The 20380-nt window shown below is 50.9% G+C and carries 16 protein-coding genes; 9 read left to right on the top strand and 7 right to left on the bottom strand.

Annotation, left to right across the window (positions count from 1 at the left end):
- Positions 1-388: 388 nt before the first annotated feature.
- Positions 389-3124 carry a DNA mismatch repair protein MutS gene (gene mutS / locus PSE_RS01625; RefSeq protein ID WP_014283271.1) on the bottom strand — a complete coding sequence of 912 codons (2736 nt, stop codon included), beginning with the start codon at positions 3122-3124 and terminating at the stop codon, positions 389-391.
- Positions 3125-3264: 140 nt separating this feature from the next.
- Between mutS and PSE_RS01620 the strand changes: the two genes are divergently transcribed.
- Both PSE_RS01620 and PSE_RS01615 read left to right on the top strand, forming a co-directional pair.
- Positions 3265-5547, top strand: a complete 2283-nt coding sequence (locus PSE_RS01620; RefSeq protein WP_014283270.1) for an NADP-dependent malic enzyme — start codon at positions 3265-3267, stop codon at positions 5545-5547.
- 249 nt (positions 5548-5796) lie between these two features.
- Complete coding sequence (locus PSE_RS01615; protein WP_014283269.1) at positions 5797-9351, top strand: hypothetical protein; 3555 nt, start codon at positions 5797-5799, stop codon at positions 9349-9351.
- A 60-nt stretch (positions 9352-9411) separates the two neighbouring features.
- Here PSE_RS01615 and PSE_RS27280 read toward each other — a convergent pair whose 3' ends face one another.
- The gene (locus tag PSE_RS27280; protein WP_008550568.1) at positions 9412-9582 is read right to left on the bottom strand and encodes an SH3 domain-containing protein; all 171 of its coding nucleotides are present in this window, start codon (positions 9580-9582) and stop codon (positions 9412-9414) included.
- A 219-nt stretch (positions 9583-9801) separates the two neighbouring features.
- Between PSE_RS27280 and PSE_RS01605 the strand changes: the two genes are divergently transcribed.
- Together PSE_RS01605 and trpB are read left to right on the top strand one after the other, a co-directional pair.
- On the top strand, positions 9802-10518 hold the full coding sequence (locus PSE_RS01605; RefSeq protein WP_008550692.1) for a phosphoribosylanthranilate isomerase: 717 nt from the start codon (positions 9802-9804) through the stop codon (positions 10516-10518).
- Positions 10519-10533: 15 nt separating this feature from the next.
- Positions 10534-11748, top strand: a complete 1215-nt coding sequence (gene trpB / locus PSE_RS01600; RefSeq protein ID WP_014283267.1) for a tryptophan synthase subunit beta — start codon at positions 10534-10536, stop codon at positions 11746-11748.
- A gap of 79 nt (positions 11749-11827) precedes the next feature.
- Here the strand turns inward: trpB and PSE_RS01595 are convergent, their stop codons facing one another.
- Positions 11828-12739: a bifunctional helix-turn-helix domain-containing protein/methylated-DNA--[protein]-cysteine S-methyltransferase gene (locus tag PSE_RS01595; protein ID WP_014283266.1), complete on the bottom strand. Its 912-nt coding sequence runs from the start codon at positions 12737-12739 to the stop codon at positions 11828-11830.
- A 151-nt stretch (positions 12740-12890) separates the two neighbouring features.
- Positions 12891-13400 (bottom strand): DUF2244 domain-containing protein, encoded by a 510-nt coding sequence (locus tag PSE_RS01590; protein WP_208608890.1) that lies wholly within the window; start codon positions 13398-13400, stop codon positions 12891-12893.
- Between the two features lie 100 nt (positions 13401-13500).
- On the opposite strand from PSE_RS01590, the gene nth reads away from it, so the two are divergent.
- Positions 13501-14220 (top strand): endonuclease III, encoded by a 720-nt coding sequence (gene nth, locus PSE_RS01585; RefSeq protein WP_014283264.1) that lies wholly within the window; start codon positions 13501-13503, stop codon positions 14218-14220.
- A 16-nt stretch (positions 14221-14236) separates the two neighbouring features.
- Here the strand turns inward: nth and irrA are convergent, their stop codons facing one another.
- Positions 14237-14668 carry an iron response transcriptional regulator IrrA gene (gene irrA, locus PSE_RS01580; RefSeq protein ID WP_008550507.1) on the bottom strand — a complete coding sequence of 144 codons (432 nt, stop codon included), beginning with the start codon at positions 14666-14668 and terminating at the stop codon, positions 14237-14239.
- A gap of 372 nt (positions 14669-15040) precedes the next feature.
- On the opposite strand from irrA, the gene fabA reads away from it, so the two are divergent.
- The 3 genes from fabA (at position 15041) to fabI (ending at position 17750) form a co-directional block, all read left to right on the top strand.
- Entirely contained in the window at positions 15041-15556 is a 516-nt protein-coding gene (fabA, locus tag PSE_RS01575; protein ID WP_008550291.1) for a 3-hydroxyacyl-[acyl-carrier-protein] dehydratase FabA, read from the top strand.
- A gap of 94 nt (positions 15557-15650) precedes the next feature.
- Positions 15651-16868, top strand: coding sequence for a beta-ketoacyl-ACP synthase I (gene fabB / locus PSE_RS01570; RefSeq protein ID WP_041767806.1), 1218 nt, complete (start codon positions 15651-15653; stop codon positions 16866-16868).
- Positions 16869-16922: 54 nt separating this feature from the next.
- Positions 16923-17750, top strand: a complete 828-nt coding sequence (gene fabI / locus PSE_RS01565) for an enoyl-ACP reductase FabI (RefSeq protein WP_008550674.1) — start codon at positions 16923-16925, stop codon at positions 17748-17750.
- A gap of 85 nt (positions 17751-17835) precedes the next feature.
- Here the strand turns inward: fabI and PSE_RS01560 are convergent, their stop codons facing one another.
- Positions 17836-18384 (bottom strand): SH3 domain-containing protein, encoded by a 549-nt coding sequence (locus PSE_RS01560; protein ID WP_008550430.1) that lies wholly within the window; start codon positions 18382-18384, stop codon positions 17836-17838.
- A 249-nt stretch (positions 18385-18633) separates the two neighbouring features.
- Here PSE_RS01560 and PSE_RS01555 point away from each other — a divergent pair, with 249 nt between their 5' ends.
- Positions 18634-19620, top strand: a complete 987-nt coding sequence (locus PSE_RS01555) for a D-glycerate dehydrogenase (RefSeq protein ID WP_008550212.1) — start codon at positions 18634-18636, stop codon at positions 19618-19620.
- A 48-nt stretch (positions 19621-19668) separates the two neighbouring features.
- Here PSE_RS01555 and dnaQ read toward each other — a convergent pair whose 3' ends face one another.
- Complete coding sequence (gene dnaQ / locus PSE_RS01550; protein ID WP_008550235.1) at positions 19669-20379, bottom strand: DNA polymerase III subunit epsilon; 711 nt, start codon at positions 20377-20379, stop codon at positions 19669-19671.
- Between the last annotated feature and the right edge of the window lies 1 nt (position 20380).

Here is a 20380-nt window from a genome sequence, read left to right as displayed (position 1 = left end):
ACTTCAAACGTGGCCGCATGGTTTGAGGGGAAGGGCCCAGGAATATAGGGTATCACGCGGTGACGGACGCTGATGTACCTGCAGGGACAACCTGCTTTTACTGATGTGTCTGTCAAAGACGGAGGAACTGTTCGGGCATGGAAACGTGTTTGGATAAGCCACCATCTTTCCGGGAAACCGGCTATCGTGCCTTATAGGCAAAAGAGGCGACGTTGTTCATCCCAAGAAAGCCCGGGCAAGGCGAGTAGCCAATGCCGAAGAAACTAACTTAACAAACAGCGCAGGTATTGCCTGCCGCCTTGCTCACCCCGATTATCGGGTTTCACATGAAAACACCGCCGGAAATCTCCAGCGGTGCTAAAGCTGTTTGTGCTTTTCAAGCCCGAAATTAATTCGAGCTCAGCTCTTTCTGCTTTTGCTTAAGCGCGTAGAGCGCCTCCAGCGCCTGACGTGGTGTCATATCATCCGGATCAAAGCTATCCAGCAGTTCCACCAGTTCATTGGACACAAAACTCTCTTCTTCTTCCGGCTCCGGAATGGTTTCCAGCGGTTGGGAGAAAGAGGCAAAGAGCGGGAGGTCATCCAACAGCTTCTCAGAAGGCTTGTTGGTGTCTTGCTCTTCCAGCTGTTTCAGGATCTTTTGCGCACGGCTGACAACGGTTTTCGGCAGGCCAGCAAGCTTTGCCACCTGAATACCGTAGGACCGGTCTGCGGCGCCCTCGACGATCTCATGGAGGAAGACAACATCGCCCTTCCACTCTTTCACACGAACGGTTGCGTTGTTGAGACGCTCCAAACGCTGCGAAAGCGCTGTGATTTCATGATAGTGGGTCGCGAAGAGTGAGCGGGACCGGTTGGTTTCATGTAGATGCTCAATGGCCGCCCAAGCGATGGAAAGACCGTCAAACGTTGCCGTTCCGCGGCCGATTTCGTCAAGAATAACAAGCGAACGGTCGGTTGCCTGATTGAGGATCGCAGCGGTTTCCACCATCTCAACCATGAAGGTTGAGCGGCCTCTTGCAAGGTCATCAGCTGCACCAACACGAGAAAACAGGCGGTCCACCACGCCGATGTGCGCATTCGTTGCAGGAACGAAACTACCCATCTGCGCCAGCACAGCAATCAGAGCGTTCTGGCGCAAGAAGGTGGATTTACCGGCCATGTTAGGACCGGTAATCAGCCAGATCTGGCCGTTTTCGTAGTTTTCCTGCGGGCCAAGGTTGGCATTGTTGGCCACAAACGGTTCGCCGGATTTGCGCAGAGCTTGCTCAACAACAGGATGACGGCCACCTTCGATGGTGAAGGCCAGTGAGCCATCAACGGTTGGGCGAGAGTAATTTTCCGCCTCTGCCAGAACGGCTAGCGAGGTGGACACATCCAGAATAGCCAGCGCTTCTGCAGCGGCTTTGATGAGACCACCTGCAGCAACGACGGCTTTAGTCAGCTCGTTGAAGATTTCCAGCTCGATTGCCAGAGCGCGTTCACCAGCACTAGCGATCTTGCTTTCCAGATCCGCCAGCTCGGTGGTGGTGAAGCGCATAGCGCCGGCCATAGTTTGGCGATGGATAAAGCGGGCAGGGTCATCCTTCATCGGATCACACTGCGCAGTCGGCGCTTCCATAAACCAGCCAAGCACGTTGTTGTGTTTGATCTTCAGGGAGCGGATGCCAAGCTCTTCTGCCAGATCAGCCTGCATCTGGGCGATAACCTTACGGCTTTGATCACGCAGAGCTTTGAGCTCATCAAGGTCCGGATTGTAACCCGGCGCGACGAAGCCACCATCACGCTTGAGGAGCGGCGGCTCTTCAGCAATTGCGATGCCAAGCTTTTCGCCCAGAGCATGCGGCGCCTGTTCCAACTTTTGCACGGCAAAGCCGACTTCCTGCGGATAAGCACCACCGGATGCGAGCAAGCCAGCGATTTCACGTGCAGACTTCATCGCAAACGCGATGGACTGCAGATCACGCGGGCCACCACGGTCCACAGCAAGACGGGACAGGGCGCGGGACATATCCGGCGCGGACTTCAGCAGGCCGCGAATATCTTCGCGTTGCATGGTGTCCGATGCGAAGAACGCGATGGTATCCTGACGGTGACGGATTTGTTCCGGATCCGTAAGGGGACCAGCCAGACGGCTTGCCAACAGGCGGGAACCTGCCCCAGTGACGGTTTTGTCGATGGCAGACAGCAGGCTGCCACGACGCTCGCCAGAAAGCGTGCGGGTCAGTTCCAAGTTGGCACGGGTTGCCGGGTCGATCAGCAACTGGCCAGCCGCAGCTTCCTTCACTGGCGGATCCAGAGGAGGGCGCTCTCCCAGCTGGGTCTTGTCGATATAAGCCAGAATACCACTGGCGGCGATCAACTCAGCACGGGTGTAGTTGGCGAAACCATCCAGCGTGCCCACGGAGAAGTAGGTGGAGAGACGATCCTGAGCATTTGCGCCATCAAAGAACGTGCGCGGAACAGGAGAAAGGGCAGCGCCAAGTCCTTCGACTGTCGCTCGCAACTCTGTTTCCTGCAGCAGTGCATCTGCCAGCACCAGTTCGGAAGGGTCAATACGCGCCAAATCAGCAGCAAGGCGCACATCATCACTCTCGGCCACTCGGAACATGCCGGTGGACATGTCGATCCAGGCGAGGCCGTAAAGATTGCCGTCTGCCGCACTGCCGCCTTTGACGCGGGCAAGGGAAGCGAGGAAGTTGTTGCGCTTTGCATCCAGCAGACGATCTTCGGTGATCGTACCCGGGGTTACAAGACGCACCACATCGCGGCGAACAACAGATTTGGAACCACGTTTCTTGGCTTCTGCCGGGTCTTCCGTCTGCTCACAGACAGAAACACGGTGGCCAAGGCCAATCAGCTTTTGCAGATAGTCGTCAGCAGCATGCACAGGAACGCCACACATCGGAATATCGTCACCATTGTGCTTGCCGCGCTTGGTGAGCGTAATTCCGAGGGACTGAGATGCGATCTCCGCATCCTCAAAGAACAGCTCGTAAAAGTCGCCCATTCTGTAGAACAGGAGGCTATCCGGATTGGCTGTCTTGATCTCAATATATTGCGCCATCATGGGTGTGACGCGGCCTTTTGCTGGGGAAGGCTTTTCAATATCTGCTGTAGTCATGGCGCAGACACTAGCAAATGGTTCTATGTGTTTCACCCGTGTCCGTTTAGTTCACAGCTTGAGAACGCGAATTTACGGGGATAATGTCGTCCAGTGATATTTGAAAAGAACACTGCGCTTGAGGGTGAGGAATTTTTCGCATGCCAACCACTGATAAAACAGCAAGCTCGCAGGTCAGCTTTACTGACCAAGACGCGTTAGCCTTCCATAATGAAGGAAAACCGGGCAAGCTTGAAATTTCGCCAACCAAGCCAATGGCTACTCAGCGCGATCTGAGCCTGGCCTACTCCCCGGGCGTTGCTGTTCCTGTGCTGGCAATCGCAGAAGACCCAAGCCGGGCTTACGATTACACCACCAAAGGCAACATGGTTGCCGTTATCTCCAACGGTACCGCAATTCTTGGCCTTGGTAATCTTGGCGCATTGGCCTCAAAGCCAGTGATGGAAGGTAAGTCTGTCCTCTTCAAGCGCTTTGCGGACGTGGATTCCATCGACCTTGAGGTGGATACTCAGAACGTTGAAGAGTTCATCGATTCCGTTAAGCACCTCGGCCCTTCTTTTGGTGGTATCAACCTTGAGGACATCAAGGCACCGGATTGTTTTATCATCGAGCAGCGCCTTCGTGAGATCATGGATATTCCAGTGTTCCACGATGATCAGCACGGCACCGCTATTATTGCAGCAGCTGGCCTGATCAACGCGGTTCACATGACGGATCGCGACATTAAAGACGTGAAGGTTGTCTGTAATGGCGCGGGCGCGGCGGGTATCGCGTGTATTGAACTGGTGAAAGCGATGGGCGTTCCACATGAGAACGTTCTTCTTTGCGATACAAAGGGCGTGATTTATCAGGGTCGTGAAGCTGGCATGAACCAGTGGAAGAGCGCTCATGCTGTAAAGACCGACAAGCGCACGCTTGAAGACGCGCTGGATGGGGCAGACGTGTTCTTTGGTGTGTCCGTTAAGGGTGCACTGACGCCTGACATGGTCAAGTCCATGGCGCCGAACCCAATCATCTTTGCGATGGCGAACCCTGACCCGGAGATTACACCGGAAGAAGCCAAGGAAGTGCGTCCTGATGCGATTGTTGCAACCGGACGCTCTGATTATCCGAACCAGGTAAACAACGTTCTCGGCTTCCCTTACATCTTCCGTGGCGCGTTAGATGTTCATGCGACAACCATCAATGACGAGATGAAGATTGCATGTGCGCAGGCACTGGCAGAGCTGGCTCGTGAGGATGTTCCTGATGAAGTTGCAGCAGCTTATCGCGGTAGCCGTCCTCGTTTCGGTCCCGAATACATCATCCCGGTACCGTTTGATCCGCGCCTGATTTCTCGCATTCCGCAGGCTGTTGCGCAAGCGGCGATGGATAGCGGTGTGGCGCGTCGCCCGATCGTGGACATGGATGCTTATGGCGCTCAACTTCAGGGTCGTCGAGATCCGATTGCAGGTACGCTGCAGCGGATTATCTCCAAGGTTCGCCAGAACCCGAAACGGATTGTTTTCGCGGAAGGTGAAGAACCGGCGGTTATTCGTGCGGCCTCTGCCTTTGTTGCTCAAGGGTTGGGTGAAGCGATCCTTGTTGGTCGTGAGGATGAGATCCGCGCAAACGCGACATCTGCCGGTATTGATGTGAACCGTCCGGGTATTCGTCTGGACAGTGCACGTTCCTCCACCCGCAACGCAGATTATGCCGAGTACCTGTACTCTCGTCTGCAGCGCAAAGGCTATCTGCAGCGCGACTGCCAGCGCCTCGTCAACAATGACCGTAACTATTGGGCAGCCATTATGGTTGCGCGAGGGGACGCAGATGGTGTCGTAACGGGTACGACACGAAACTATTCCGTTGCGCTGGAAACCATCAGTCGCTGTATCGACACCAAGCCCGGGCACCGTGTGATTGGTGTATCGCTTGTTGTGACACCGGGTAAAACCGTTCTGGTGGCTGATACCGCTGTTCACGATATGCCAACTTCTGAGGAACTCGCGGATATTGCGGAAGAGGCAGCGCACGTTGCTCGCCGTCTAGGTTCTGAACCGCGTGTGGCTATGCTGGCATACTCCACATTCGGCCATCCTAAGGGCGAGCGAACAGAGCGCCTTCAGGAAGCAGTGAAGATCCTTGATCGCCGCCGGGTGGACTTTGAGTATGATGGTGAAATGGGCGCAGATATCGCGCTCAACATGGAGAAGATGGCGGCATATCCATTCTGCCGTCTGAATGGTCCGGCGAACGTGTTGATCATGCCAGCATTCCACTCTGCTTCCATCGCAACAAAGCTGCTGGAAGAGCTTGGTGGCTCAACGCTTATTGGACCACTGCTGGTGGGTATGGATAAGCCGGTTCAAATTGTGCCTATGGGTGCAAAGGACAGTGAGATCTTCAACATGGCAGCTATTGCAGCCTACAATATCACCTAGGTCTGACGGAATTGTGAGATCAAGAAAAGCGTCGCTGCTGCGGCGCTTTTTTATTCCCTAAGCAACTGAATGTTCTACACTTCCTGTAAATCACAATTTTAGAAATTACATCTCTTTAAAAATTCGCCTGAAGACTTCAAATCTCTCTTCACCGTGCCCCCAAATGCATGCGAGCTGGCTCCATATTTATAGATATTGTTGGCCCAACAAGAATAGCCTCAGGAAAAGGCTGAAGTTGGGAGTCGATCTATGGCTAAGGGTACGCTCGAAGTTGCTGAATACCAATGGGCACAGAAGTTTTACAAACACAACTCATGGCCATTTGATGAGTATGACGGCGACCCGACACCTGCTTCGATTGAGGCTCACTGCAAAAGTCGTTCTGCTCAATACAAAGCGGAACTTACAAGCTACAAAGCACTAAAACATACCCTAGAGTCAGATGCTCAAGTTCAGACGTTTGATAGTCTTTGTGATCAAACTCAAAGTCGTATGAAAAACGCAGATGATCTTTTGCAGGCAGGCAACTTTCTTGATGCGGACAGCACGCTCGATGACATCGCAGCACTCGTTGATGGTGTTGGAATTTTGGTAGGAAAGAGTAGGGCTACAGAGCAGCAGAAAAACGGTGTTGATGGTAAGCAAAACGCTGAAAACGCAGCACCGCATGTTGATCCACTTCAAGCTTTGCAACAACGAGCAACGGAATTTTCTGCAAAGTTGAAAGGCTACAAGGCTGAGCGGAAGATCCTCGTTTCAAAAGACCAGAAGACCTCATTTGATCAACTCTTCAAGCAAGCTGCGTCGACAATGACATACGTCACCAGTCTGGTAAAAAACGGCGATGTGGCAGGTGCTGACCAGCGGCTGTTTGATGCTGAAGCACAGTTACAAGGCGTGCAGCAAGTGCTTGAAATGCAGAAGCAGACTGTTCGCGAAACCGAGAGTATCAAAACGGTGATTAAAGACGCTAATACCCGTCTTTCAGAGGCCAATGGACTTCGCAAGACCATTAAATCCCCTCAAGAGCAAAAAGCATTCGCAGATTCTTCAAAGCAAGCAAAAGGGCAAATTAAGAAGATTGAAGGCTCACTCAAACGACATGAACTTGATGCCTGCCAGGCTGAGTTGAAAGTTCTCGGTAATCTGGTTGAGAAAGCAGAAAGTTACGTCAAATTTATTCCCGTTGATCCGAGCCTTAGCAGGGAATTGAAAACGACACGGATTGAAATCCAGTCTTGCTATCAGCAGGTAAATGAAGTTCCTGATAAAGCTCTCAAACGGGATTTTGAAAAGAACTATCAAGTTGCAATCAACTTACTTGCAGAAACAGAGGATCTAATTGAAGGGAATGGACGTTCTTCTGAGGAGGCAATTACAGCCAACTTAGCTACGCTCAAGAACTTGACCGAAACGCTGATAGATTGCGTGGTTAGCGCAAAAGAAGCGGCAGAAAAACAAGCAGCTAATCCAACTCAAGGAAAACGGTCAAGTCCTGACTCAGCCACAAAAAATGCAGCCCAGAATGCGTTAAACAAAGCCCTTGCTGGCTGCATGGGATCTTTGGATGAGGCTCAAGCAAACCTCAATGAAGTTTTGAAGGCAGGAGCTGAAATAAAAGACTCAGCTCTTGCAAGCAGCTTTGCCCAATATAGCAGCGCAGCTCAGACCTATATAACCGAAGGGCTGCAGTACGTTGCGGATAAAAAACTGCAAGAAGCACGGGGCAAACTTGCTACCTGTGAGGATGCAATTAAATCAATGATTGCGTTCTTGGAATCTGCGCACTCGACACCTGAAAACCAAGATGAAGTTTCTACTGATCATCAGCAAGAATCCAAGGTCTCTGAAATTGAGCTAGACACTTTCCAGGCTGGTGACGATGAACAGAAAGCTGCCTTGGCAGATTGTAAAAGGCTACTGGACCAACTCGCAGCCCGTCGAGCCAGTGCTGTAGCACAAAAGCCTCAATTTCAGCAGGAATTTCAACACGATGAATTTCTGACATTCAAAGTCATTTCCGAGGAGTTTGAGAGTCAGATTGATGCACTGATTGCCAGCGGTAATGCAGCGGATGCGAAATCAAGATTACAAGACTTTGAGAATGTCGTCCAAAGTTTGGAAGACAGTGCTCAGAATGCCTTCTCATCTGCTACTCAGCCCGAAGGAAAACAAGGCAGACAACCCGAACTTGATCCGGTTCTGGAAGCTTCGTTGAATACTTGCCAGGCCCAACTGCAAAAGTTGATCGGGCGCTACAACAAAGCCATGGTAGGAAACCCTCAATTACCTGATCAGTCTCTTCAAAATACATTTTTGACTTACCAAATGGTGTGGGAGCAGCTCAGTAGCCAAGCAGAGCATTTGATACAAGAAAATCGTCTTAAAGATGCTGAAAACAGGCTATCTGAGCTCGAAAGTGTAGTCGCAAACATCGAGGATTTTGCGAAACAGGGAGCACAGCCAAATGAACAAAGCCAACCCCCTGAGATTGCCCAAGTCAGCAAAACGCGTGAAGACTATCTGAAGCAGTATGAGTCTTTGGACGCTAGCAAGAGCGTGTTCTTGCGACAAGAATTATTGATTAAAGACCCAGAACTGCTGGCTGAGTTTCAAACTATTAAAGTTCTGTTTGAATTCGCAATGCCAGAAGCAAAAAGATGCATCAATGCAGACCAGTTGGATGGGCTATCAATTGTAATGGCATCTCTTGAAGAACACAGAGATCAGTTAAATACCATTCTAAATCGTGCGCGAGTACAAAACGCAGAAGCACTTGCGAAACGCAAACAGGAGCAAGAAGCAGCTAAGCAGGCCCGACTTGATGCTGCCCCCGCTGTTTCCTTTAAGGATACAGAGAAGCTCGCCTCGAAGCTTTCAGCAATGCGCAAATACGTGAAAGACTCAGCTAAGTTGAAGATCTTTGATGAGCAAGCAAACTTTGTCAGGTTGTCGATTGCACAGTTAAAAGAAATGGCAAAAACGGGCCAGACTAGCCAGATTGATGAGATCCTCAAAGCTCTGGGCCGAGCAAAGGCAGAGCTGCAAATGCTTGCGGATGAAAACCGCCAGATTCAGGTCAAATATTCCAATCGTGCACCGGGCATCCGCAATAATGTAGATGCACGCAAAAAGCCGAGTGGTGAAAATCCGCAGTTTTTCTGTGAGGTGCAGGAAGGGCAGTTTTGCTTGAAACACGCCATTAATGCCTGCCTCGGCTTCCAAGCAACGGACAAAAATGATTTGCTGGATGCAAGCCTCGTCAATCACCTGAAAGCTTATGAAAGCAAGACCGATGAAGAGTTCTTGCGGTACGCATCAGGTGTTCTTAAACGCAAAGTAAAAACTCTGCGACAAGAGCATCAGAAGGACCCCAAAAAGCTCGCTCGCGAGGTTGCGACAGAAGAATATAAGAAACTCTACAAGACTGACCCTCTTCAGGATATCAGCAACAAAGGCAGCATCGCAGATGTGGGGCTAGAGTTATTGAAGGCACAGCAGCAAAAACTTGGCCTGCCAGACCCGCAAATTACTTACATTGAACACACAAAAACACCCGCAGAAGAAGATATTGCCCGTGAGTTACTCAGTCATGTTGTCAACTCTGGTGAAGACCGGTTCGTGATTAATATCGGCGGCCATTATGTAGCTTTCCGTCAAGTGGAAGAGGGGGACTGGTATTTAGTGAACAGCACCAGTTCTGCAGCAACGAAGATGGACCCGGTTGAATACTGCCTCAACCATATAAAGTCTTCGGGAACACGCTTGCCAGTTATCCATTTTGAGAAACAGGTAGCGCTATAACTCGGGATTCTTAAAGAGTGAACAGTTCAATGAATTGCATTCTACTGTTCACTCTATCATTTAAACGCGGCGCATGTAGCCTTTGTAGACCCAGCCTATTTGTTCGGAGGTTTGTGGGTCACGGATGCCAAGCCAGTTGCCTTTGCAGTCGACGATGTTGATTGCCTGGTTGGAAATGAGGCGGCCAACGACATTGTAGTTGGTTCCGGGACCGGTACGAAGGTTAAGCACGCCTGATTTCAGAGGCTTAACTGCATAGGTACCTGCACATCCCTGATTAAATCCAATGGGCACTTGCGGTTGGTGCTGGTAAACTGTTTGCGCGGAGGGGCTGCTTGCAAAGGCAACGAGCGCGCCACATATACCAAGAGTCATTAGACTACCGCGATAAACTCCAGATTTTCTCATTGGTCCTGTCCGTTTCAGGTTCCATATAATGACCAGAACAGGGTGACAAACCCTGATTATTTTGGTCTAACGGTCATTCTGGTATTGCTTGAACACGGTGCAAATATGGTCTCTTCCGCTACGATAAAAATCTGCGGCATCTCTACAAAGGAAACTGCGGACGCGGTTACGAAAGAACAAGTCGATATGATCGGATTTGTCTTTTTTCCGAAAAGTCCGCGTTATGTTTCCATCGCGCAGGCGAAAGAGCTGGCAGACCATGTGCGTGGCAAAACGAAGATTGTCGCGCTTACCGTGAATATGGATAATGCGGGACTGAAGGAAATCGTCGACAACATAGCGCCGGATGTTCTGCAACTGCATGGCAGTGAGAGCCCTGAGCGCTGCGCGGAAGTGCGTGAAACCTTTGGTGTTCCCGTCATGAAGGCCTTCGGCATCTCCACCGCAGAAGACGTTGAGGCACTTAAGCCCTATATTCCGCAGGTAGACAGATTTCTGCTTGATGCGAAGCCACCAAAAAATTCCGAAATTCCGGGAGGAAATGGTGTCAGCTTTGATTGGAAACTGCTACAAGGCCTAGAACTTGGAAAGCCTATCATGCTTTCTGGTGGCCTAAGCCCTGAAAACGTCCGTGAAGCCCTGGCTATCTCCGGTGTGAGTGATGTCGATGTGTCTTCCGGCGTAGAACGCGAGAAGGGCGTTAAAGACATCGAGTTGATTGAGGCTTTTGTGCGTGAAGTGCGCAGCGTTGCCGAGTGAATTTGGGAAGAGTTAATGAACCAGCAAGCCAACACATTGCGTTCCGGTCCGGATGATCGCGGCCACTTTGGTGATTTTGGGGGTCGTTTCGTCGCTGAAACGCTCATGCCTTTGATCCTGGATCTGGAAAAGGCTTACAACGAAGCTAAGGCTGATCCGGCATATGCGGCAGAGCTGAAAAACCTGAACACCCATTATACCGGTCGCCCATCTGCGCTGTATTTTGCTGAACGCCTGACTGAAGAGCTGGGCGGCGCAAAGATCTACTTCAAGCGCGATGAGCTGAACCACACCGGATCGCACAAGATCAACAACTGTATTGGCCAGATCCTACTGGCTAAGCGTATGGGCAAAACCCGCATTATTGCTGAGACCGGTGCCGGTCAGCATGGTGTGGCAACTGCTACAGTTTGCGCGCGTTTTGGTCTGCCTTGCGTGGTTTACATGGGGGCAACAGACGTTGAGCGTCAGAAGCCAAACGTATTCCGCATGAAGCTTCTGGGCGCTGAAATTGTTCCCGTTACTGCTGGAGCGGGTACACTGAAAGATGCGATGAACGAAGCGCTGCGTGATTGGGTGACCAACGTGGAAGACACGTATTACCTGATCGGTACAGCTGCTGGTCCGCATCCTTATCCAGAAATGGTTCGTGACTTCCAGTCAGTGATTGGTGAAGAGACCAAAAAGCAGCTTATGGAAGTGGAAGGCAGACTTCCTGATGCACTTGTCGCTGCTGTTGGTGGTGGTTCCAACGCGATTGGCCTGTTCCATCCATTCCTTGATGATCCTTCCGTTGAAATTTACGGCGTTGAAGCTGGTGGTAAAGGTCTGGAAGGTGAGGAACACTGCGCATCTTTGAATGCGGGTAAGCCGGGCGTTTTGCATGGCAATCGCACTTACCTGCTGCAGGATGATGACGGTCAGATCCTTGAAGGACACTCCGTTTCTGCTGGTCTGGACTATCCAGGCATTGGCCCTGAGCACTCCTGGCTGAAAGATACTGGCCGTGTGAACTACGTTCCTGCGACTGACACAGAAGCTCTGGATGCATTCCAGATGCTGACCCGTGTTGAAGGCATCATTCCGGCTCTGGAACCAAGCCACGCGCTGGCTCAGGTTATCAAGATGGCGCCGCAGATGGACAAAGACCAAATCATCGTTATGAACCTTTGTGGTCGCGGTGATAAGGACGTCTTCACCGTCGGTAAGCTCCTCGGCTTTGACCTGTAAGTTCTTATGATTTCATGATAAAAGGCGAGCCAAGTGCTCGCCTTTTTTATTCGTACCGTTTGAATCGGATGTGAAACGATCAGCCTGTTGCGGCTAGTCCATCAAGAACGCCAGAGACACCGGCTTCCCAGCCAAGAATGGCGCGCTTGCGGGTGATGCCCCAGTGGTAGCCGCACATATTCCCCTTCGCACCGAGCACACGGTGGCATGGGACAACGAAGGACAACGGGTTCTTGCCAACGGCTGTGCCCACTGCACGAGAGGCTTTTGGGTTACCGAGGTTGCTGGCGATTTCCGAGTAGGTGGTGGCTTTACCCATCGGGATCTTCAGGAGTGTTTGCCAGACGCGGATTTCAAAGTCCGTTCCGATGAAGACAACGCGAAGTGGTTGATCTTCTTTCCATTTATTCGGCTCAAAGATGCGCGAAACATAAGGCGCGGTGAGCTGTTGGTTTTCCTCAAACTCAGCTGCGGGCCAACGCTCACACATATCTGAGAGAGCTTTTGCCTCTTCACCAGCATCTGCAAAAGCGAGGCCTGCCAGACCGCGCTCAGTGACCATCAGGAGTACGAGGCCAAACGGGCAGGGGTGGAAGCCCCAACTGATCTTCACCCCGGCTCCACGGCGCTTATAATCACCGGGTGTCATAGCTTCATGGGTTACAAACAGATCGTGGAGGCGTGCTGGACCAGAAAGACCAACTTCAAGAGAGGCTTCGAGAATGCTTGCTGAATCTTGCAGGAGACCGCGGGCGTGATCGATGGTGATTGCCTGCAGAAACTGTTTTGGAGTGATGCCGGCCCATCTTGAGAACACACGTTGGAGCTGAATTGGTTGCAGGCCAACACTATGTGCGAGTTCTTCCAAGGATGGCTGTTCTCTCCAGTTTTCCGAGATGCCCTGAAGGGTTTTTTGAACGACGCGGTAGTCTTCAAGAGCAGAACTGTCTTCTACAAACGCACCATCTGCGAGATTTGCTGCTTTAAACATCTTAGGTCTCGGCTCTTAAGCTTTCTTCGCGCATCTTATCCGAAAACCGGTGTCCGCTTTTCGGCAATACGCAAAAGATTTCATTCTGATTGCGTGAAATCTAGATGATCCTTAGCGGAAGAGCCACCCGAAACGCGAGTATGCCTTTGCTTTAAGCGTTATCGAAGCCCCGGTGTCGTGCCGAATGGAGAGCTTGTGAGAAGGCTGCGGCGAAACTGGTTCTGTCATCCGGATTCAGGAATGAGCCAACGATGAGGAACAGCTGGTCAGAACGTACCAGAATGCGTGTCACGCCAACATCATCGTCCCGCTCAATATGGAGTTTCATGTGAAACGGGTTGAGCACGTACTCTTGCACTTCGCCTTTATAGGTGACGTGCTTAAGCCTGACTTCCAACGGGGAAACGCTGATTTCTTCATAGGTTTCAGCGGTTGCGAAGTTGTGCCGGAAGGCAAGCCAGAGGAATAAGATGGGTAGGGAAAGCAGAATTGGTGCGGGCCAGAGGCCCATGAGGACCAGAACAATCGAGTAAAAAGCCACAATCAGGCCTGCGCACCAGAGAACGATGTTCACGCCTCGGCGAGATAGTGAGCGGTGCGGGGTTAGAACAGCCTGAAAGAAAGGGGGATAAGGCTCCCGCTTTTGAAGATCATGGGGCATTGGTGCTATTTCGCACTCTGTTTCATTGCTACTCTTTATCTCTTCAGAGTATAGAGCTTTCAGAGCCTACGCAAAGTCACTTATTTCCTTCGAGAGTCCTATGGTTGACGCCACCAAAACAAAGAAGGTTGCATCTTCTTCCAGTACACGCAAAAAGCCGATTTCCCGATCAAGGTATTCTAAAGCCGAGATTTACGAGATCTTTGCGACCTTCGAAAAAGACAACCCGGAACCGGAAGGAGAGCTCAACCATTCCAATGAGTTCACACTGTTGGTGGCCGTTGTACTGTCAGCTCAGGCGACTGATGCTGGCGTGAACAAGGCGACGAAGCATCTGTTCCAGATTGCAGATACGCCTGAGAAGATGGTTGCACTTGGTGAGGACAAGATCCGCGAAGAAATCCGGACTATTGGGCTTTACAAGAACAAGGCGAAAAACACGTTCCTGCTCTCGCAAATGCTGATTGAGCAGCATGGTGGGCAGGTTCCTCAGACACGTGAAGAGCTGGAAGCATTACCGGGCGTTGGCCGGAAAACCGCAAATGTTGTGCTGAATATTGCTTTTGGGCAGCCAACAATCGCGGTTGATACACATCTTTTCAGAATTGCGAACAGGCTCGGCCTTGCCCCCGGCAAAACACCGCTGGATGTCGAGAAAAAACTCGAGAAGGTGATACCGCAGGACTTCATGCAGCATGCGCATCACTGGCTCATTTTGCACGGCCGTTACATCTGTAAGGCACGCAAACCGGCTTGTGACCGCTGCATCATCTATGACCTTTGCAAGAGCAAAGAGAAAATTTTGAAAAATGCTGCCTGACTAAAAGCAGAAGCGCTTAGTGCGTCTGCTTTTTGCGAAGGCGAACAACAACTTCCACGCGGGAAATTTCCATTCCTTCAGGTGGTACTGGCAAGTTGTCCAATGTCAGGCCACTGTCCGGAATATCAATCACACGGTTTTCATCTTCCAGGAAGAAGTGGTGGTGCTCAGAGGTGTTGGTGTCGAAGTAAGTCTTTGTTCCTTCAACAGCAACTTCGCGCAGCAAACCAACTTCGGTGAACTGATGAAGTGTGTTGTAAACTGTTGCCAGGGAAACAGGCACGTTTGCGAGGATAGCTTCTTCGTGAAGGACTTCCGCCGAAATGTGGCGATTACCCTGAGAATAAAGAAGCTCAGCCAGAGCAACGCGCTGACGTGTAGGGCGTAGACCTGCGTCTCTTAGCATCCCTGTTACATCTTGATGATCGTTAGCAATCTGCGAGCTCATTTTTTCCTACTTTAGTTCTTTAGGGTGCTGATGTTTTAACACCTACGCACCAATTCTACCAGCATTAGATTAAAAGCAACCTATTGACCTGCACCCAAGCACTCTCAATATAAGGGAACATAACCCTTGATACATCAAGCTAAAAACAAGCAGGAATAACCGGACTGCTTATAACAATAATAAGAATAGTATAAGTTTAACACAACTGCGTACATTGAGCACACGCAAACTCACATACATCGCTCTTTCGATCTTCGGGTTCGTGTGTTAGGAAGGCCCGAACAGTTAATACTTAGAACCATCGTTACGTTTAGGTAAGGTGAACCCTACGTTTTCTGGCCTAACACAAACGACAAATTATGCGGGAATAGAATGCACGAGAAGCGTTCAAGCTACGATAAAGAAGCTCTGCTGGCCTGTGGTCGCGGTGAGCTGTTTGGCCAAGGCAATGCACAGCTGCCACTTCCTCCTATGCTGATGTTTGATCGCATCACTGAGATTTCCGAGGAAGGTGGAGAGCACGGCAAAGGTGTAATCCGTTCAGAATTCGACATTAATCCAGATCTCTGGTTCTTTGAATGTCACTTCCAGGGTGATCCTGTAATGCCTGGCTGTCTCGGCTTGGACGCTCTGTGGCAGATGACAGGCTTCTACCTTGGCTGGTTGGGCGAGCCTGGTCGTGGTCGTGCGCTTTCTACCGGTGAAGTAAAGTTCACAGGTCAGGTTACTCCTGACGTAAAAATGCTGGAATTTGGCGTTGATATGAAGCGCGTTATGCGCTCCCGCCTGAAACTGGCAATCGCTGATGGCTGGGTGAAAGCTGACGGTGAGACTATCTTTGTTGCGAAAGACCTGCGCGTTGGTCTGTTTCAAGACGAAGCAAAATAAGTAATCAAATTATGCGAGGGTTTGTCATGCGGAATGACGAACCCTTTTTTGGAATTTGGTCCGTTTGGACCGCTTAGCCCACGGGAGACCTTAGATGAGGCGTGTGGTTGTTACTGGTATGGGTATTGTTTCTCCTCTTGGCAACAATGCTGAAGAGGTCAAGCAAAGCCTTTACGAAGGTAAATCAGGCATTGTTGCTGCTGAAGACTATGAGAAGCTCGGCTTCCGCTGTCAGGTTCACGGTGCCCCTAACCTGGATCCTTTAGAAGCACTTGGTCGCCGTACTGCTCGTTTTATGGGCGCAGGCGCTGCATGGAACTACATGGCCATGGAGCAGGCGATTGAGGATGCGGGTCTTTCCGAAGATCTGGTCACCAATGAACGCACTGGCCTGATCATGGGCTCTGGTGGTCCTTCTACCAAAGCGATCGTTGAAGCTGCGGATATCACTCGTGAAAAAGGTCCACGTCGTATCGGGCCAACCGCAGTTCCGAAAGCTATGAGCTCCACGAACTCCGCTACACTTGCAACTCCGTTCAAGATTCACGGCGTCAACTACTCCATTTCCGCAGCTTGTGCGACGACCAATATCTGTATTGGTAATGCTTTCGAGCTGATCCAATGGGGTAAACAGGACGTGGTTTTTGCTGGCGGTGGTGAAGAACTGGATTGGACACTCTCCAACCTGTTCGACGCGATGGGCGCAATGTCTTCCAAGTACAACGACACTCCTTCTACGGCTTCTCGTCCATACGACAAGAACCGTGATGGCTTTGTTATTGCAGGTGGCGGCGGTGTTCTGGTTCTTGAAGAACTTGAGCATGCAAAAGCACGTGGCGCGAAAATCTATGCAGAAATCGTAGGTTACGGCCAGACCTCTGATGGTCACGACATGGTTGCACCAAGCGGTGAAGGCGCAGCGCGCTGCATGAAGATTGCGTTGAAGGACGTTGATTGTGACGTTGATTACATCAACCCACACGCAACTTCCACACCTGTTGGTGACATCAAAGAAATCGAAGCAATCCGCGCCGTATTCGGTGACAAGGTTCCGCCAATTTCTGCGACTAAAGCGCTTTCTGGTCACTCACTGGGTGCTGCTGGCGTTCATGAAGCGATCTATTCTCTACTTATGATGGAAGGCAATTTCATTGCTGCTTCTGCGCATATTGAAGAATTGGATCCGGATTTTGAGGATATGCCAATCGTAAGAGAGCGCGTAGATAATGCAGAGCTAAACTGCGTTCTGTCTAACGGCTTTGGCTTTGGCGGTACCAACGCAACTGTCGTGTTTAAGCGCTACAAAGACTAAGTTTGAGGTGCTGGGCTTGCTCAGCTCCTTTGATTTCGATTACAGGAGTTTTCTATGAGCAAGCTTATGCAAGGCAAGCGTGGTCTGATTATGGGCGTTGCCAATGACCACAGCATTGCCTGGAGCATTGCCAAAGCTCTTGCAGAACAAGGTGCTGAAATGGCCTTCACCTATCAAGGTGATGCCTTTGCCCGACGCGTAAAGCCGCTGGCCGACAGTATTGGCTGCGATCTGCTTGTTCCATGTGATGTGGAAGATATTGATAGCGTGGATAACGTCTTCGCTCAGCTCAAGGAAAAATGGGGGACCATTGATTTCCTTGTGCACGCAATCGCGTTCTCAGACAAATCTGAGCTGCGAGGACGTTATGCCGATACCTCCCGCGATAACTTTGCCCGCACCATGCAGATCTCCTGTTTCTCATTTACAGAGATTGCAAAGCGTGCAGCGGAGTTGATGCCGAACGGTGGCTCCATGCTGACTCTGACCTATGGCGGCGCAACCAGTGTTATGCCGAATTACAACGTCATGGGCGTTGCTAAAGCGGCTCTGGAAGCTTCTGTACGCTATCTGGCGATGGACTTTGGCGATCAGGGCATTCGCGTGAACGCGATCTCTGCAGGGCCGGTTCGTACGCTTGCTGGTGCTGGGGTGTCGGATGCTCGTTTGATGTTTAACTTCCAGCAGAATAACTCTCCACTGAAGCAAACAGTCACGAGCAAGCAGCTTGGTGGTTCCGCACTTTATCTGCTTTCAGAAATGTCTGGTGGGGTGACTGGTGAAGTTCACTTTGTGGATTCCGGTTACAACATCGTTTCCATGCCACGTCTGGAAGAGCTGAAAACAGCTGAAAAGATGAACCGGGAAAAAGAGACGGTCTAAGCATCTCCTGATTAGTCAAATAGATATCAAAAAAGCCTCTGAGGAAACTCAGAGGCTTTTTCTTTGATTAGCTTAACTGGCGAGATCAATTATTGATCGTTTCGTTTTTGTAGACACCGAACAATCTGCTTTGATCCACCCAGCCTTCGAATTCCTTACCGGAGATGCGGCAGTAGCCGTCTGTGCATTCAACAACACCTGCCAGTACAAGCGGTTCAAGGAACGCAACGATCTCTTCATTTGGGCCAGGGCGCTTGCGAAGAGGGGTGGTTTCCACGGTATTTACCAGCCATGGCGTTACCAGCGCGGAGCGGTAACCGGTCAGAAGGGTTTTGAACACCCAGCCTTCTTTGCCTTCCCAATCGCGAATGCGGCGCCAGTCGTCGTACTCCTGTACAACTTCAACCGGCAGCCTGCTGCGAACAAAAGTCCAACCAATGTCGTGTTTTCTGCTTGGGCCGTTGCGGACGTTTACACGGTCTGATTTGAGGCTCACGAAACGTGGAACAGGAAGACCAGACACGCCAGAACCCGCAGACTGCGCCTGAGCAGTAATTACGGATGGGGAAACAAAGAGGAATAATAGAAAAGCAGCTGCAAGGGCACCAAGAGCACGAAAACTTTTATTTTTCATAGCGATACCAAAACTTCCCGTAGGCTAATCCGTAATTTTCACTAAAATCGAGACACAAGTATCATACCTTAGATCTCGCGATTTCCGATAGTGGCTGCTATTAGATGTAGACGTGTTTGACAAGTCTTGTTTTCACCGGAACATTTGGTAATGAAACTTTGACAGCCTCTAAGACCTTTGAGTCATTGACTCATATGGTGAATAAGGCAGGGTTAAAAAACTTCAAATTTTTGACAGAAGGCGGGGACGATGCCAAAAAAGAAGCCTATTGTGGTTGTGACGCGGAAGCTGCCGGATGTTGTTGAAACCCGCATGCGCGAGCTTTTCGACACACGCCTGAATGAGCATGACAAGCCATTTACCCAAGCTGAGCTCGTAGAAGCCGTCAAAATTGCTGATGTACTCGTCCCCACCGTTACAGATCGCATTGACGCTTCGGTTTTGGCTCAGGCTGGCCCTAATCTGAAAATGATCGCCAACTTCGGCAATGGCGTCGACAATATCGACGTGATCTCCGCAAATAATCGCGGCATTGCTGTGACCAACACTGCTGGTGTGATGACTGAAGACACCGCAGACATGACCATGGCGCTTATTCTTGCTGTTCCTCGTCGCCTTTCTGAAGGCATGAAGAAGATTGAGAACAAGGAATGGGATGGCTGGTCTCCGACCTGGATGCTTGGTCGCCGTATCTGGGGCAAGCGCCTCGGTATTATCGGCATGGGCAGGATCGGTCAGGCGGTCGCCAGACGCGCAAAAGCGTTTGGTATGTCTATCCATTACCACAACCGAATTCGCGAGCCACTGGAGCTTGAAGAGCAGCTGGAGGCCACTTTCTGGGAGAGCCTCGACCAGATGCTTGCGCGTATGGATGTTGTTTCCATCCATTGTCCGCATACACCGGGCACTTACCACCTGCTTTCTGCACGTCGTCTGAAGCTGATGAAGCCGGATGCGTATATCGTGAACACTGCTCGTGGTGAGATTGTTGATGAGAATGCGCTGATCCGTCAGATCGAAGCGGGTGAGCTTGCAGGGGCGGCGCTGGACGTGTTTGAACATGAACCAGCAATCAATCCGAAGCTGGTTGCTTCCGACAAGGTTGTCGTACTGCCTCACATGGGGTCTGCGACCATTGAAGGGCGTATTGATATGGGTGAGAAGGTTATCATCAATATCAAAGCCTTCATGGACGGGCACCGTCCACCGGATCGCGTTCTGCCATCTATGCTCTGATAAGATATTGAAGCGCTTCAGATTTCTGGAGCGCTTATTGCTTGTGCCTTACTTCAGATACTTGTTCCATGCAGGGTCGGTTTTCATACCTGCGATGAACTTGGCATGAGCTTCGATCTCTTCCTCTGACAGGGCAGGGGAGAGGGGAACCGGGCGCTGTTTGGCGGCGATGCGTTGCTTTGGCTGATCATCGCCGATGTTGTCGAGGTCGATTGCCTCGTCATCAGGCATCAGGCCGAGGTTTTTCTGCTTACCGCCGTTCATCTCCAAATAAACTTCAGCCAGCAGTTCGGCATCGAGAAGCGCGCCGTGGTAGACACGCTTGGAGTTATCTATGCCGTATCGGGAACAGAGTGCATCGAGGGATACGGAGCCGGTTGGGAACTTGCGCCGTGCCAGTTTGAGCGTATCCAACACCTGAGTGTTTGAAATCTTTGGCTTATTACAGCGGGCGAGCTCCATGTTGATGAAGCCCATATCAAACGGTGCGTTGTGAATGACGAGGCGGGCATCACCAACAAAATCAAGAAATTCATCCGCAACATCAGCAAAAACAGGCTTGTCTGAGAGGAACTCAGCGGAAAGACCGTGGATGCGAAAGGCTTCTTCCGGCATGTCGCGCTGCGGATTGACGTAGAGGTGGCAGGTGCGGCCAGTCGGGATAAAGTTGATGAGCTCCACTCCACCGATTTCAACCAGCCTGTCACCATCAAGCGGATTCAGGCCTGTGGTTTCCGTATCGAAGGAGATTTCGCGCATA

The organism is Pseudovibrio sp. FO-BEG1, from assembly GCF_000236645.1.
Taxonomy (GTDB): Bacteria; Pseudomonadota; Alphaproteobacteria; order Rhizobiales; family Stappiaceae; genus Pseudovibrio.
The sequence above is the reverse complement of the archived record's forward strand: the minus strand, read 5'-3'. Positions and strand labels throughout refer to the sequence as shown.